This window comes from Sunxiuqinia sp. (assembly GCF_055140945.1).
On sequence record NZ_JBSQYS010000031.1, the window covers coordinates 41,961 to 58,116 of the forward strand.

The 16,156-nt window shown below is 42.5% G+C and carries 15 protein-coding genes and 1 tRNA gene; 7 read left to right on the forward strand and 9 right to left on the reverse strand.

What is annotated here, in order from left to right; genetic code table 11:
* Positions 1-3: 3 nt before the first annotated feature.
* The 5 genes from radC to ACTB00_RS14240 form a co-directional block, all read right to left on the reverse strand.
* Positions 4-693, reverse strand: coding sequence for a RadC family protein (radC, locus tag ACTB00_RS14220; protein WP_159517548.1), 690 nt, complete (start codon positions 691-693; stop codon positions 4-6).
* Positions 694-828: 135 nt separating this feature from the next.
* On the reverse strand, positions 829-1,080 hold the full coding sequence (gene rpsT, locus ACTB00_RS14225) for a 30S ribosomal protein S20 (RefSeq protein WP_159517549.1): 252 nt from the start codon (positions 1,078-1,080) through the stop codon (positions 829-831).
* A gap of 28 nt (positions 1,081-1,108) precedes the next feature.
* Positions 1,109-1,180 (reverse strand) — tRNA-Glu (locus ACTB00_RS14230).
* Between the two features lie 178 nt (positions 1,181-1,358).
* A complete protein-coding gene (locus ACTB00_RS14235) occupies positions 1,359-2,300 on the reverse strand; it encodes a hydrogen peroxide-inducible genes activator (RefSeq protein WP_463300585.1) in 942 nt (313 codons plus the stop codon).
* Between the two features lie 47 nt (positions 2,301-2,347).
* Positions 2,348-2,866, reverse strand: a complete 519-nt coding sequence (locus ACTB00_RS14240) for a TrmH family RNA methyltransferase (protein ID WP_463300586.1) — start codon at positions 2,864-2,866, stop codon at positions 2,348-2,350.
* Between the two features lie 71 nt (positions 2,867-2,937).
* Here ACTB00_RS14240 and ACTB00_RS14245 point away from each other — a divergent pair, with 71 nt between their 5' ends.
* Complete coding sequence (locus ACTB00_RS14245; RefSeq protein WP_463300587.1) at positions 2,938-3,720, forward strand: hypothetical protein; 783 nt, start codon at positions 2,938-2,940, stop codon at positions 3,718-3,720.
* A gap of 4 nt (positions 3,721-3,724) precedes the next feature.
* Here ACTB00_RS14245 and ppk1 read toward each other — a convergent pair whose 3' ends face one another.
* From ppk1 to ACTB00_RS14265, 4 genes are all read right to left on the reverse strand, one after another.
* A complete protein-coding gene (gene ppk1, locus ACTB00_RS14250) occupies positions 3,725-6,121 on the reverse strand; it encodes a polyphosphate kinase 1 (protein ID WP_463300588.1) in 2,397 nt (798 codons plus the stop codon).
* A 61-nt stretch (positions 6,122-6,182) separates the two neighbouring features.
* The gene (locus tag ACTB00_RS14255) at positions 6,183-6,794 is read right to left on the reverse strand and encodes an N-acetyltransferase family protein (protein WP_463300589.1); all 612 of its coding nucleotides are present in this window, start codon (positions 6,792-6,794) and stop codon (positions 6,183-6,185) included.
* A protein-coding gene (gene prfB / locus ACTB00_RS14260; protein WP_463300590.1) for a peptide chain release factor 2 occupies positions 6,781-7,873 on the reverse strand; the annotation gives its coding sequence in 2 pieces (ribosomal slippage) (positions 6,781-7,809 and positions 7,811-7,873; 1,092 coding nt in all). Before prfB ends, ACTB00_RS14255 begins: the two co-directional genes overlap by 14 nt.
* Positions 7,874-7,985: 112 nt before the next feature.
* Positions 7,986-8,702: a hypothetical protein gene (locus ACTB00_RS14265; protein ID WP_463300591.1), complete on the reverse strand. Its 717-nt coding sequence runs from the start codon at positions 8,700-8,702 to the stop codon at positions 7,986-7,988.
* A 186-nt stretch (positions 8,703-8,888) separates the two neighbouring features.
* On the opposite strand from ACTB00_RS14265, the gene ACTB00_RS14270 reads away from it, so the two are divergent.
* The 6 genes from ACTB00_RS14270 to ACTB00_RS14295 all read left to right on the forward strand — a co-directional run bounded on the left by ACTB00_RS14270 (position 8,889) and on the right by ACTB00_RS14295 (position 15,808).
* On the forward strand, positions 8,889-9,647 hold the full coding sequence (locus ACTB00_RS14270) for a 30S ribosomal protein S16 (protein ID WP_463300592.1): 759 nt from the start codon (positions 8,889-8,891) through the stop codon (positions 9,645-9,647).
* 273 nt (positions 9,648-9,920) lie between these two features.
* Entirely contained in the window at positions 9,921-10,727 is an 807-nt protein-coding gene (locus tag ACTB00_RS14275; RefSeq protein WP_463300593.1) for a PASTA domain-containing protein, read from the forward strand.
* 2 nt (positions 10,728-10,729) lie between these two features.
* Positions 10,730-11,788, forward strand: coding sequence for an RluA family pseudouridine synthase (locus ACTB00_RS14280; protein WP_463300594.1), 1,059 nt, complete (start codon positions 10,730-10,732; stop codon positions 11,786-11,788).
* Between the two features lie 97 nt (positions 11,789-11,885).
* Entirely contained in the window at positions 11,886-12,863 is a 978-nt protein-coding gene (locus ACTB00_RS14285) for a D-alanine--D-alanine ligase (RefSeq protein WP_463300595.1), read from the forward strand.
* A gap of 127 nt (positions 12,864-12,990) precedes the next feature.
* Positions 12,991-14,544, forward strand: a complete 1,554-nt coding sequence (gene dnaB, locus ACTB00_RS14290) for a replicative DNA helicase (RefSeq protein WP_463300596.1) — start codon at positions 12,991-12,993, stop codon at positions 14,542-14,544.
* A 19-nt stretch (positions 14,545-14,563) separates the two neighbouring features.
* Positions 14,564-15,808: a hypothetical protein gene (locus ACTB00_RS14295; protein ID WP_463300597.1), complete on the forward strand. Its 1,245-nt coding sequence runs from the start codon at positions 14,564-14,566 to the stop codon at positions 15,806-15,808.
* Positions 15,809-16,156: the final 348 nt, after the last annotated feature.

Genomic DNA, 16,156 nt, shown 5'->3' on the forward strand with positions numbered 1-16,156 from the left:
TGATTAAAGTAAACCTTCATCCGTGAAGCTAAGATACTGATCGTGCGCAATAATTACATGGTCGAGTACTGTAATTTCCATTATTTCGGCTGCTGATTTTATTTTCTGAGTCACTTTTTTATCGGCATCACTGGCCATGATGTTGCCCGAAGGGTGGTTGTGGCATAAAATCATGGAGCACGCTAATTTTTCAAGTGCTGTTTTTAAGATTAGTTTGACATCGATCACCGTTCCGGTAATGCCACCCTGGCTCACCATGAATTTATCGATCACCGTATTGGATCGGTTGAGCAGCAAGATCCAAAATTCTTCGTGGGGAAGATCTTCAAGCAGTGGGCGAAAATAACTGGCCGCATCGCTGCTGTTTGTGATGATTGTTTTTGCCGATGCGCCATTTTCCTTTCTTCGTCGGCCGAGCTCCAGGGCAGCCATAATGTTTACCGCTTTAGCTTCGCCTATTCCGTTAAACTTCAGTAAATAGGAAGCATCCTTTTTACTGAGTAAAGAAAGATCGTTGTTAACCGTTAAAAGAATGCGGCGGGAGAGTTCAACAGCCGATTCCTTCGAGTTTCCGGATCCGATTAAAATGGCGATTAGTTCAGCCTCGGAGAGTGAGCGTGTGCCATTGGTTAGAAGCTTTTCACGAGGACGGTCTTCAACAGCCCACTCTTTAATGCTCGGTTTCTTATACATGATTGCTCATCTGTTTCATTGGTACTAAACTAAGTTATGAAGAATGAAGCAAATCCGAAAGCAGTAGCTTGAGTTTAGAGCAAAAAAAAACCTCTTCAATTGCTGAAGAGGTTTTTAATTATATCTTGTATGTTACTATAACTTGCTAACGTGAGCAGCTAATTTTGATTTCAAATTGGCAGCTTTATTCTTATGAATCAAGTTCTTTTTAGCCAATCGGTCGATCATCGAAACAACTTTAGGGTACTCTACGGCCGCAGCGTCTTTTTCGCTTATTGCACGCAAATCGCGAACTGCATTACGCATCGTTTTCGTAAAGTACTTGTTGTGTACTTTCTTTTTTTCGTCTTGACGAATTCTTTTCTTAGCAGATTGATGATGTGCCATTTTTGTTTCTTCTGATAAATAAATTAAGTAGCCCGTAGGGGATTCGAACCCCTGCTACCAGGATGAAAACCTGGCGTCCTAACCCCTAGACGAACGGGCCATCATTTTCTTTCCCTGAAATTGGGACTGCAAAAATAAATCAAATTTTGAAGCCGCCAAATATTTTGTCAGGATTTTTACTGAAACTTTGCATCCTCTACTTTTAGAAGTGCCGTTTTTGATTTCAGCGATGCAAAGAAATGGAAGTTTTTTCTAAAATCAAATAAAAAGTTGAAAAATTATTTCCATTCGACAATCGTTCCTCTTTTTCCATCCAGAAGTTCGCTGGGCATGGCTGCATGAATCTCTCTCCATAGCAGATCTACAAGCTTGTTTTTTGCAAAATGGCGTGAGTAAACTAAGCTCACCTCTCGAATCGGAGTTACGTCGCTAAAATGCCGAACATGACTTTTCCGGTTTTCGCCCATTTCTACCGATGCCAATTCGGGAATCAGTGTAATTCCGCCTTCTTTGTCGATAATGTTCATCAGGGTTTCCAAAGAACCGGCTTCAAAATAAAATGGGAGTGCTACATTGGATGCCCCTTTAAAAGAGCAAAGATTAATGACCTGGTGGCGAAAGCAATGACCATCGCTCAATAGCCAAATTTCAGGGGTCGCAATTTCTTTAACTTTGATGTTTTGCTTGTCGTGAAGAGGATGGTTTTGGTGAGAATAAAGCAGCATTTCTTCGTAAAATATTGGTCGTTCATTGATTCTTTCTTCCTTAAGCGGCGTCACCAATATGCCAACATCAAGCAGGTCTCGTTGCAAATGATCAACAATATTTTCGGTGGTTAACTCCTGCACCGTGATTTGTATGTTTGGATATTTTCTTTTGTAATTGCCAATAAACAAAGGAAGTAGGTATGGAGCTAGTGTTGGGATAATACCAATTTTGAGTTCTCCGGAGATTAGGTTTTTGTGATCTTTGACGATGTCGTTTACCTTTTCGGTTTCTTGCAGGACAATACGCGATTGTTCGATAATGCGTTTGCCAACATCGGTTGGGATTAGCGGTTGCTTACTGCGGTCGAAGATGATAATTTCTAAATCTTCTTCCAGCTTTTTAATTTGCATGCTTAGTGTTGGCTGTGTGATGAAGCAGTGTTCGGCAGCCCGGCCAAAATGTCTAAACGTATCAACAGCAACAATATATTCCAACTGTGTTAGCGTGATCATGGTTTTTTGTATTTAATCTGGTTAAAAGTAAAAAAAATAGATGAAAACTAATCGTGGGGTCTGAAAAGTTGTTGGCGTTGCCATTCGAAAAGTCCTACGGCCAGCGCATGCGAAATATTCATTGATTTGCATTTGCCGGTCATTGGTATGTGGACGCTCTGTGCACATTGTTTAATCAGCTCTGTTGGCAGACCGTGTATCTCACTTCCCAAAATAAAAGCAACATGGTCAGGTAATTTGGTTGCGAATAGGTTGGTAGACTGCTCGTCGGTTTCAATGGCAACTAGTCGGTATTTTAGTGGAAGACTAGTGATAAATTCTTTTGAACTCATCCATTTTAGTTGGATGTTTTTGTAGCTCATCCCGGCTGTTTTCTTGATCGAACTTTCGCGTTTTGGGTTTTCGTCATCTAAGATAACCAGGCTATCACCGCCAATATTATCAACCAGTCGCATTAAGCTTCCTACGTTTTGCGGGTTTTTAACTTTCCAAGCAGCAACAATCGGTTTGTTAACTAAATCAGGGTAATGCTGTGACCTGAAAAAAGCGACTGAATTTGTTTCCATCCTGATAATTATTAATTTTCTTTGATGTTGAATTTACGAAGGAAATTATTTTAACGCATTTGTCCATGATTATGAACCGAGTTTTTTTTGTCATTCTGCTTTCCAGTCTGTTGTTTTCCTGCGGAAAATCGGAGAAGGAATTAGCTGCCGAAAAATTGCAACTTGCCCAAAGTTTGTATGAGTCAGGCGATACAACAGATGCTTTGATGCAGCTGGATACGATTCAGCAGTTTTACAAGGGAGCCATTCAGACGGTTGTTGATGCGAGCCAATTTGAGAAGAAAATTTATGCCGATTTGCTTTATCGGGCACAAGATGAAATGGACTCGCTGAACGTTAAATTAGAAAAATTAGAAGGTAGGTTTGTTACCGAAAAAACAGAATTTGATCGCTATACACAATACATTCACAAACGGCAGCAATTTAAAGGTCGATGGGATAAATCCTTTATCCAGATTCATTTAGATGAGCGTGGCGACTTATACATCTCAAGCAACTATTATGGCGACAAGTGGTTAAACCATGTAGCGTTGCGGGTTTACGACAACGACCTTCAGGCTAAAACCGATACTGTTCCCTTGGAGAACGTACTGAATCACCACAGCGATTTTTTAGATACAAAATGGGAAAAAGTAAGCTATCGTAATGGTGCCGATAATGGCGTTATTGAGTTTATTGCCCAACATGCCGATCGAAATTTGAAGGCTGTTTTCCTTGGAACCCGCTATTACTACATTATACTTGAAACGTATGATAAACAAGCAATAAAAGATGCGCTGGCACTTTCAAAAGCCCTGAAAAGTAAAGCAAAGCTAGAGCAGAAAATCCAGTCGCTTCAATCAAAAGTTGGGTAAGAGCCTACCGGATTCGCTCGATTTGCTCTGGTGGCTGTGCCAAAATCGCTTTTTTACCGTTAATAACGATTGGGCGTTGCAGCAGGCGAGGGTTTTCCGACAGGATTTTCATCCATTCCTCATCGCTGATTTCTTTGCCTTTGTACTCTGTCTTGTATAGCTCTTCCTGCTTACGAACCAAGTCGATAGGAGCCATCCCGGACTTCTGAGTTATTCTTCGAATTTCGTCAGGTGTGATTCCGTCTTTCATATAGGTTCGTACGTCTGCTTTGTAGCCGTTCTCCTCCAGGTATTTTAAGCCGGCACGACTTTTTGAACAACGGGGATTGTGATAAATTTTCATAGCAACTAAGTGTTTTTCCTTAATGTATTGATAATAATCTTCCTGTGACCTGATACGTCCTTCCATATGCTGCCTGCTGTAGTTGTTTGAAAGTTCGTTGTCGAGAATCCGTGATTTGGTGTTGTCGCGCAATTGTATTTTTAACATTTCACGCAGTTCATTTTTCAAGTCTTCATTATAAATGGGGCACGCTACTTCAATTCGCCGGTTGAGATTACGTGGCATCCAATCCGCCGAAGAGATAAATATTTTCTCGTCGCCACCATTTCCGAACAGGAAAATTCGAGAATGTTCCAGGTATTTATCCACGATGCTGATGGCCTCGATATTTTCACTGACTCCTTCCAGTTCCGTTTTCAAGCCAAAAATACCGCGAACAATTAACCTGATTTTTACGCCTGCTTTAGCTGCTTTATAAAGCTTGTTCATCATGTCCGGATCGATCAGGCTATTCATTTTCAAAACCATGAAACCGCGCTTCCCTGCTTTGGTTATGGCAATTTCATTATCAATCATGTCCTCGAAAAAATTGCGCATGGCAAACGGACTAATAACGAGGTGATTGTAGCTGCTGATTCGGTAATTGTGTTTGAAAAAGCTGAAAAGCTGTGCTACTTCGTCGGCAATTCGAGGATCTGCTGTCAACAGTCCGTCGTCGCCATAAACTCTGGCGGTTCCTTCGTGGAAATTTCCTGTTCCAACATAGGCATAATTGCGGTAGACATTTTTTTCTTTGCGTTTGACCCAAGCTAGCTTACTGTGTACTTTCAGTCCGGGCACACCGTTCACAACATGAGCTCCTTCATCCTGAAGCTTGTTAGACCAAAAAATATTGGCTTCCTCGTCAAAACGAGCTTGTAATTCAATGACCACCGTTACTTTTTTGCCATTTCTGATTGCATTCAGCAGGGCATTGACGACCCGGGAATTACCGGCGACCCGGTAAATGGTGATTCCTATTTCTTTAACCTTTGGGTCGATTGCCGCTTCGCGAAGCAAATCTAAAAAGTGGCTGAAACTTTGATAGGGATAATGAAGCATGATATCCTTCTTGCGTAGTTTTTTTAGGATGCTTTCATGCTGTTTCAATTCCTTGTGCCGAATCGGAGTGAGCTTTTTATAATAATGATCAGCCTGTCCGATTTCAGGGAAGTTCATAAAATCTTTGTGATTATGGTATTTTCCACCCGGAATCTGGTTGTCGGGATCCAATTTCATCTTTTTGTTGATGAAACTGAGTAAATCATCGGGTATTTCTTTGTCGTATAGTAAGCGCACCGGTGTCCCAACTTTTCTCTTCTTCAAACCTGCTTCCATTTTCTCAACAAAGCTTTTGGAGATGTCGTCATCAATGTCGAGCTCCGCATCACGGGTTACTTTTATGGTGTAGGCTTCAAAGTGGTTGTAGTTGAACAGAGGGAAAATGTCGGGCATGCTGTATCGAATCACGTCGTCCAATAGCATAACAAATTTTTTCCCGTCCTTTTCAGGTAAAACTACAAAACGAGACATGGAAAGGTCGGGTACGCGTACCAGTGCATAAGCAAATTTCTCGGGTCGTTCCTTCATCGACAGTTTAATGGCCAGGTAAACCGAACGATCGCGCAGGTATGGAAATTTACTTTCCTTGCTCAACATGATCGGAATTAAGTTGGGAAGCAGTTTTTCCTTGAAGAAGTTTTTGATGAAAACGATTTGTTCCGGCTCCAGATCCGTTTCATCAATCATGAAAATGTTTTCCTGGTTTAATTCCTTGATGATTTTACGAAATACTTCCTGAGATCGTTTTTGATGCCCGACCACTGTTTCCATGATTTTTTCATGGAGTTCTTCTGGCTTAATGTTTCCAATTAAAGATTCATCATTTCCAAAATCAACCATTCTTCGTACTGATGCTACGCGGACCCGGAAAAATTCATCAAGGTTGTTGGAGAAAATACCGACAAAGCGGATTCGTTCAAATAAAGGCACTGAGGGATCTTCTGCTTCCTGCAAGACTCGCGCATTAAAAGAGAGCCAACTAATTTCGCGATTTATGAATGGTTCGATATTTTTCATGTTCAATAAGTTCTAATAAGTAGAAGCCCCAAAGCATTTAAAATGTTTAAGGCTTTTAAATTTATCCCTCTAAAAATAACAAAGTTCGAGCGTTTTCCATCAGTTCAGCTACTTTGTTATTTAATTTTAATGTTGAAAATGGGATAATTTCGCCAGGAGGATTCTGCAAATTTTCAGTGATTGTGAGTTCCCACCATCCAACATGGTGCCACTGATTCATTTTATAGCCCACATCCCGGTATTCGGTCATTTTCTGAAATCCCATGGATTCGTGCAAAGCAATGCTCCCTTGGTTGGGCAAGGTGATGACGCCAAAAAGCTTGACAAACCCTTGCAAGTTGAGTATGGGAATGAGTGCTCCATAAAGTGCTTTGGCGATGTTTTGTCTTCGGAAATTGGGGTGCACATAAACTGATACTTCCCGATCCCAACGATAGGCAGCCCGACTTCGATAGGCTGAAGCATAAGCGTAACCGGCTATCTCTCCATCGATTTCGCAAACCAGATAGGGACACTCTTCCAATGTAGTGGTTATTCGGTTTTTGAAATCTTCCAGACCCGGAACTTCTTCCTCAAAGGTAGTTGCCGAGTTCAGGATAAATGGCTTGTAAATTTCCAGTATTTGTTTCGAATCGTCTGGCCTGGCAATGCGAATATACTTATTGCTTTTCACTGAACTCCATTAAGTAGGCTTTCATAAAGCCGTCTATTTCGCCATCTAAAACGGCTTGTACATTGCCGGTTTCGTAACTTGTTCGCACGTCCTTAACCATTTTATAGGGTTGCAAAACGTAGGAGCGAATTTGAGAGCCCCATTCAATTTTTTTCTTTTGCGATTCGATTTGCATTTCTGCCTCCCGTAATTTTCGCAGTTCCAGTTCATAGAGCTGCGATTTTAGCAGACGCATCGCGTTTTCCTTGTTGCCCAATTGAGATCTACTTTCGGTGTTTTCAATGATGATACCTGTAGGAGCATGTCGCAACCGAACTCCGGTTTCAACTTTATTCACATTTTGTCCGCCGGCACCTCCCGATCGAAAGGTGTCCCAGGTAATATCAGATGGATTGATCTCAATTTCAATCGAATCATCAACCAAAGGAGCGATAAAAACCGAAGTGAACGAAGTCATTCGTTTATTTTGAGCATTGAACGGTGATAGCCGAACCAACCGGTGAACACCATTTTCACTTTTCAGGTAGCCGTAAGCATAATCGCCTTCAAACTCAATGGTACAGCTTTTCAAACCCACTTCATCGCCGGCATTATATTCTGCTACTTTAACTTTGTAGCCTTCTTTTTCGCCCCAGCGCATGTACATGCGCATTAGCATTTCGGCCCAGTCGTTGCTTTCGGTTCCACCTGCTCCTGCATTTATTCGAAGAATGGCACCAAGTCGATCCTCTTCTTTACGGAGCATGTTCCGCGTTTCCAGCTCTTCAATGTAGGTCAGTGTTTTGTTGTATTGAGCATCTGTTTCTTCTTCGCTGGCTTCTTCAGCTTCGAAAAATTCGTATATCACCTGCAAATCCTCTAGTGCCTGGTGGATTTTTTCATAACCATCAGTCCATGCTTTAATGGATCGGATGGTTTTCATCTGTTGCTCAGCTTCTTTGGGGTTGGTCCAGAAGTCTGGATCCTGGGTTTTAAGTTCTTCTTCTTTGAGTTGAATTATTTTTGCATCGTAGTCAAAGATGCCTCCTCAGCGCATCCCGGCGCTCTGCAAGCTCTTTGAGCTGCTCATTCTGAATCATGTCTTTTGTTTTTAGTTGAACACAAAAATAGAAAAACACTCGAGATTAATCAACAAAAAAACGGACAGTTGCGAAAATGCAGACTGCCCGTTTTGTAAAGATAGGTTGAGGATTATTCTGTCCAAACAATTGTGTCTTTACTAATCGATTTGGCTTGTAAGTTTACGCCCTCTTGTCCTGCTTCAAATGAGTATGCATCCAGCTCCAGAATAAATTGATCTCCAGTTTCGGGAATCCTGCTATTTAACCAGCCTGATGAAGTTGAGAGTGTGTAGCTGGTTTTTTTTCCATCAATTGAATTGGGGCTGTTGAAGACTAATTCATCGTCAGTATCATACAGTTTGATTATAATATAGCTGGCATCATCAATTTTATTCCAGCTCAATACATGTTGTTTCTTTTCTGTGTCATATTCGTAGTTTATCGTATCGGTTGGATAAATGAAATCGTCTGACAGATTATCACTCATCGATTCAGATTCGCCTGTTTCTGCAAGGATATCGAAATCGTACCTCCCGATGGTCGGTAGTTGTTGGGTGAAGTTATTGTCTTCCGTTTGGTAGTAGTAGTTGTACGGATTTCCCTCAATAGCCTCCAGTGAGTAGGCTACATCCGTTGCATTGTCAGGGCTTACGCTAACGTTGGTCATTGGTTTATTGGCAAATACATGCAGCGCAAAGCCATATAACGTGTCAATTTGATTGTTGTTTTCAATTGTTTTGGTAATCATGAACACATCAGCTTGAGGGCGAAAGGGGATCTCCTCGGGTTCGCAAGCGACGAGCGAGATAGCTAGTATTGGAATAATGTAGAGAATAATTTTTTTCATGGTTCTAATATCTTTTAGCATTTTTTCAATTGTTAAAACTAGATGAATTAATGAGAAAAAGGTTGCGGGCAGCTTCCATTTTTTTCTTCAATGCTAAAACTCATAATGATATGGTTTTATTTCAGAAATAAAAGATTATCTTTGCGCCACATTTAAAAAATGTTTATCAATTTAAATTAAATTCAAATGCCAGCAAAAATCAGATTGCAGCGACAAGGTCGCAGACGTTACGCTTTTTACCACATTGTGGTAGCTGATGGCAGGGCACCACGAGATGGTCGTTATATTGAAAGGATTGGAGCTTATAATCCAAACACAAATCCTGCTACGATCGATCTTGATTTTGATAAAGCTTTAGACTGGCTTACAAAAGGTGCACAGCCAACCGACACTGTAAGAGCTATTTTATCTTACAAAGGAGTATTGTACAAAAAACACCTCATTGGTGGAGTTGCCAAAGGAGCTTTTGATGAGGCCGAAGCAGATCGTCGTTTCGAAGCTTGGGTCGCTGATAAAGAAGCTAAGATTCAAGCGAAAAAAGATCGCTTATCGAAAGATGAAGAATCAACCAAAGCAAAACAACTTGAAGCAGAGGCAAAAGTAAATACCGACCGTGCAGAAGCAATTGCAAAACGCAACGCGGAATTAGCAGCCGAAGCTCAAGCAGCAAATGCTCCTGAAGTAACTGAGGAAGTTGCAGAGGAAGAAGTTGTTGTTGAAGAACCAGCAAAAGAAGAAGCTCCAGCTGAAGAACCAGTAAAGGAAGAAACTCCTGCTGAGGAACCAGCCAAGGAAGAGGCTCCAGCCAAGGAAGAGGCTCCAGCTGAAGAACCAGCTAAAGAAGAGGCTCCAGCTGAAGAACCAGCTAAAGAAGAAGCTCCTGCTGAAGAACCAGCAAAAGAGGAAAAACCTGCTGCTGATAAAGAAGAAAAGAAAGCTGAATAAGCAATCTTCTTCTTGTTAAGACAGTAAGCTAGATAAGATAAAAACAGGCTGACTCAATTGAGTCAGCCTGTTTTGTGTTTGATGTAAGGTATATCTGCTGTTCGTGTTTACAGATGAATTATATTTATTCTGATTTTTACATACTAATATTTAAGCTATTTTTGTTTCTTAAGAAGAACGGAGCGGGAGCGAACTCGTTTCTAAGCAATTTAAATTTAGTTTAGATCGATCCGGATCAGTTCAAAAAAGGGTAAAAACTATAATGTGTAAACTATGAGTTTCAAGGCATACCTGATAAGTAAAAGTTTTTGGATTAGCATTTTATTAGCGGTAGTAATTACTGTAATGCTATTGTTAGTAACGATGTTTGTGTTGCGAGTTTACACCAATCATGGCGACTCATTTGCTGTTCCTGATTTAATGGGAATGCAGATTGACGATGTGAAAAAGGTGTTGGATGAGAAGGAACTTCAATATCAGATTACAGACTCTTTATATCTTCGCGATGCGCAGCCGGGGACGGTGATTGATCAGGTTCCGGTGGCGGGCTTCGATGTGAAGCAGGGACGCACCGTTTTTCTGACGATTTGTGCAAGCAAACCGGAACAGGTAGCGATGCCAAAACTCACAGACATCTCGTATCGCCAAGCTTTGAATTTGATGATGAGTATGGGACTGAACGTTGGGAATGTGGATTATGTACCTTCAGAATTCCCCAATTTGGTACTCCGACAAGAACAAAATGGTGAATCCGTTGACGAAGGAACTTTGGTGAATAAAGGATCTAATATTGATTTAACAGTGGGACAAAACCGATTTGGCGAGAAAACGGAGATACCAAATTTGTTGGGGGTCAGGCTCGAACAGGCCAATCAGTTGTTGGCCGCTTCATACTTAAATGTGGGAGCAGTGATTTATGATGATACCTTTGAAACGCTGGAGGATAGCATTGCCGCACGGATCTGGCAACAACGGCCGGAACCTGAGCCTGGAGCAGAAATAGAACAGGGAACATCAATTGATATTTGGCTAACTGTTGATGAAGAGAAAATAGAAGAGGCCAGCGAACTTGAATTTTAATAATGGTTGAAGAAAAAAATACCGACTTTGATGATGAGTTGAATGAGTCCGAAGAAGGGGTCATGTATGAGCATTACAAGCTGGAGGTCGATCCCGGGCAGAAAATGCTACGCGTAGACAAGTATTTAGTCAATCGGATTGATAATGCCTCGCGAAGCCGCATACAGGCTGCTGCCGATGCCGGTAGTATTTTGGTTAACGGACAGTCGGTAAAATCAAACTACAAGGTAAAGCCTGGCGATGAGGTGGCCATTGTAATGGATTTTCCGCGGCGTGAGCTGAAGATTATCCCTGAAGATATTCCGCTAAATATTGTATATGAGGACGATCAGCTGATTGTAATTAATAAACCACCGGGCTTGGTGGTTCACCCCGGGCATGGCAACTATTCCGGTACGTTGGTTAATGCACTGGCTTATTACTACAAGGATTTACCGATGTTTAAAAGTGCCGATCCTCGACCGGGGCTGGTGCATCGGATTGATAAAAATACGTCGGGGCTGATGGTCATCGCTAAAACGGAAACGGCCAAAACCAAATTGTCGTTGCAGTTTTTTGAGAAAACGACCAAACGCCAGTATATTGCGTTGGTTTGGGGGAACCTGAAAGAGCCAACCGGAACAGTTGAAGGCAATATAGGCCGGAGCCACAGCAACCGGCAGGTGTTTACGGTGTATCCCGATGGGGAGTATGGAAAAACTGCTGTTACGCATTACAAGGTGCTGGAGGAATTGGGCTATGTTAATCTGGTTCAATGTCAACTGGAAACCGGACGCACACACCAAATACGGGTTCATATGAAATACATTGGGCATCCGCTTTTTAATGATGACACTTATGGTGGCGATCATATTTTAAGAGGAACCACTTTTTCGAAATACAAGCAATTTGTAAATAACTGTTTTAAGATTTTACCACGACAAGCGCTTCATGCTAAAACACTTGGCTTTGTGCATCCAACGACCGGCGAGGAAATGCTCTTCGATTCGGAATTACCAAACGACATGAGTGAGGTTGTTGAAAAATGGCGTGGTTATATCTCCAATCGAAATATTGAATAGTACAATGAAACGAGCATATAATTGTCCCCTAAGCAGGCGTATGATTAGTTAAAGTGAGTTTCAGGTGTTACCATAAAAACTAAATAACGAAGAGCACATGAAGAAAAATATTGCAGTCGTTTATGGCGGCGACTCCTCCGAATATGTTGTTTCGGTGATGAGCAGTAAGAATGTGTTGCAGGCGGTGGATCCCGATTTATTTCAGCCTTGGGCCGTTGAGATGAAAGGGAAGGACTGGAAGTTGGTTGTTGATGGCGAGCCTGTTGCTGCTATCGACAAGCAGGACTTTTCAGCTCAGTATCAGGGAAAAAAGCTGCATTTTGATTATGCTTACATCACCATTCATGGAACTCCCGGAGAGGATGGCATTTTGCAGGGCTATTTCGATTTGATGAAAATCCCGTATTCCACCTGTGGTGTGCAATCTTCAGCCTTAACGTTTAATAAATACTATTGTAGCAATTACTTGCGCAATTTCGATATTACCATGGCAAAGTCGGTTCGCTTAACCCGGGGCGATGGTGTTGATGTTGACCAGTTGGTTGCTGATTTAGGACTGCCGGTTTTTGTGAAGCCCAATGTTGGAGGTTCCAGCTTTGGCATCACAAAAGTAAAGTTGAAAGAAAATCTGAAAGCGGCTATTGAGAAAGCGTGGGAAGAGAGTCCGGAGGCATTGGTTGAGGAGTTTATAGATGGATTGGAGCTTACCGGCGGACTGGTGAAAATGCAGCATGAGGAATTTATTTTTCCGATAACGGAGGTGCTTCCTAAAAATGAGTTTTTCGATTTTGAATCGAAATATACAAAAGGAGCGACTCTGGAAATTACTCCCGCACGCATTTCAGAAGAGTTAACCCAAAGGTGTCAGCAGCTTTCTTCAAAAATTTATGATTTGTGCAATTGCCGTGGCATTGTCAGGGTTGATTATATTTTAAAAGGGAATACCTTGTATTTTCTTGAGGTGAATACCACTCCCGGAATGACCGCAACAAGTTTTATTCCTCAGCAAATTGAAGCGATGAACATGGAGTTGAAAGATATTATTACGAAAATTATTCAGGATCAGATTTGTTGAAAAAAATACCTGTTCTAAATTAGCAAAGGAGACTAAAGTGGTTTCCTTTTTTTATAACTTTAAAATTCGTTACCACTAAAAAAATAGAACCAGAAGGTTCTGCAAATCAATAAGTTTATTTTCAGACATGGCTACAGATCGGAATAATTCGCGGAAGAAACAGAACAACTCAATAGAACAGATTAATGCGCAGTACGGTAAATTGCCACCACAGGCAATTGATGTTGAGGAAGCTGTTTTGGGAGCGTTGATGCTGGAACGTGATGCCTATGTTACTGTGGCCGATGTTATTGATACTCCCAGTTTTTATAAAGAAGAGCACCAGAAGATTTTTGAAGCGATCAAGTATTTGTCAACCCATGAAAAGCCGGTGGATCTGTTGATGGTCACTCAGCAATTGAAAGATAATGATACACTGGATGCCGTGGGCGGGCCACTTTATATTACGCAGTTGACAAGTCGCGTAGCCTCGGCTGCCCACATCGAATTTCACGCGCGTATTATCGCACAAAAATATATTCAGCGTGAGTTGATTCGGGTGTCTTCTGAAATTCAGACCAGCGCTTACGATGACAACATGGATGTGGATGATTTGATTGACTTTTCGGAAACAGCGCTTTTTAAAGTGGCCGAGGGAAACATCAAGAAAGAAACCCTTCCGATTAAACCCATTTTGAAAGAAGCTGCTCGTTTAATTGAAGAAGCTTCGAAGCGGGAAGACGGACTGAGTGGGGTGCCCAGTGGATTTACCGCACTCGACCGCATGACTTCCGGCTGGCAAAAAACCGACTTGATCATTATTGCTGCCCGTCCGGCGATGGGTAAAACTGCTTTTGTACTTTCTATGGCCCGGAATATGGCGGTGGAGCACAAAGCACCTGTTGCTGTATTTTCGCTGGAGATGTCAGGGGTGCAGCTGGTCAATCGTTTGCTGGCAGCTGAAACCGAACTGGGATCAGAAAAAATTAAGAATGGGCATTTGGCAGATTGGGAGTGGGAACATTTTAACCGAAAACTGAACGTGTTGGAAGATGCCCCCTTATTCGTCGACGATACGCCTGCACTTTCTATTTTTGAATTCCGAGCCAAATGCCGGCGACTGAAAATGCAGCACGACATTGGTGTGGTGATTGTCGATTACTTGCAGCTGATGACTGCCGGTGATGCCGGACGCGGTAGTCGTGAGCAGGAGGTGAGTATGATTTCCCGTTCGCTGAAAGCGATTGCCAAGGAGTTGAACATACCAATTCTAGCCCTTTCGCAGCTGAACCGTTCGGTTGAGTCGCGCGAAGGCAAACGACCACAGCTTTCCGACCTTCGTGAATCGGGTGCCATTGAGCAGGATGCCGATATGGTCATGTTTATTCATCGGCCCGAATATTATGGTATCACCGAGGATGAAAACGGAAATTCGTTGATTGGTGTTGCCGAGATTATTATCGCCAAGCACCGGAATGGTTCAGTGGGTGATGTGCCACTAGCCTTCAAGAAACAGCAGGTTAAATTCTGCGATCTGGAAACTGTTATTCCGGAGGAAATCGGCGGCGGCGTTGTGGGGCAGACATTTGGATCGAAAATGAATGATGACCGGGGAAGCCTTGGAATGCCGGTAAACAGTGGCTTCGAATCGGAAGGGAATGGTTCTTATGAAACACCAAAGTCAGATGATGTTCCGTTTTAATCTTTTAAAAAGAATTTTTTTGCTACTGGCACTTTTTTTTCTTGCCGTGCAAAGTAGTTGGGCGATTTACCTGATGATTCCGATGGATGATCAGCAAAAAAATCACCTGAAAGCCTATGGAATGGCCTACTGGACTCTTGAGCAAGGCATTGAGGTGAAGTGGTTGCTGAACTACCGCGGCGGAAGTTTCCTTATTCCGTATTACCAGGAAATCGAAGATGAATGTTTAGTGCGCGGGGTAAGTGTTGAGAAAATGGCCGATGTGCAGTCCAGTGCAATTCTGGCTGAGATCGCCCGCCCCGAGGTCAACCAGGATGCCATTGCCATGCAAAAAGCACCCAAAATTGCAGTGTACTCACCACCCAATAAACAGCCCTGGGACGATGCGGTAACAATGGTGTTAACCTACGCCGAAATTCCGTATGATGTAATTTACGACGAAGAAATTTTAACCGATCAGCTAAAAGACTACGATTGGCTGCATTTACACCACGAAGATTTTACCGGTCAGTTTGGGAAGTTTTTCCGTTCGTATCAGCATATGCCCTGGTATCAGCAGGAAGTTGAAACCAACAAAGCACTGGCCGGGCGGATGGGATTTTCCAAGGTGTCGGAAATGAAGCGGGCGGTTACCACGGAAATCCAGGGCTACATTGCGCGGGGTGGATTCTTGTTTGCGATGTGTGCAGCGACCGATACTTACGATATTGCCATGGCTGCCGATGGAGTGGATATTTGCGAGTCGATGTTCGATGGCGACCCCGCCGACCCGCACATGAATGAGAAGCTGGATTTTTCGCACACGCTGGCTTTTCGTGATTTTGAAGTTGTAAAAGATCCCTTTCAATACGAGTTTTCTGACATTGACGTGTCAACAACCAGGCGGGTAACACCAAGTCAGGATTATTTTACCTTGTTTGATTTTTCGGCCAAATGGGATCCGGTACCAACCATGCTAACCCAAAATCATCAGCGAATTATTAAAGGTTTTATGGGGCAAACAACTGCTTTTAGACAATCGCTGATTAAGCCCAACGTGCTGGTGATGGGGGAAAACAAAGCAGCCGGAGAGGCTCGCTACGTTCATGGCGAATTAGGCAAAGGTTTCTGGACCTTTTATGGTGGGCACGACCCCGAAGATTACCGCCACCTGGTTGGCGATCCGCCTACCGATTTAAACTTACACCCCAACTCGCCGGGTTATCGGTTAATCCTGAATAACATCCTGTTTCCCGCAGCCAAAAAGAAAAAGCAGAAAACCTAAAAAGCGGGTCCCCACGCATTGACGGCAGTTCGAAAATAAGCAGTCGGTGAAAATCGAATTCGCCCGGCGGTTCCAAATCGCCCGGCTGAGGTCTTCCTGTAAAACCTGAAACCCCTGATTTTAGAACAAACGAACTGACCCTTTATTGAAAACCTTTCCGGGCAGACGTACTCAACTGGACAGTACCTTTTCTCCTGAATCGATAGCTGCTATGTTTACTCAAAACGGATACTGAGCGATATTTTTCTAACCACTTTCCGCCTGGTTCGGTCTACTTTTCATTTGGTTTGAGTTGAAACTAGTTTTTTCTTGACTAAAAACATGTTTTCCCCCTACGTTTACTCTATA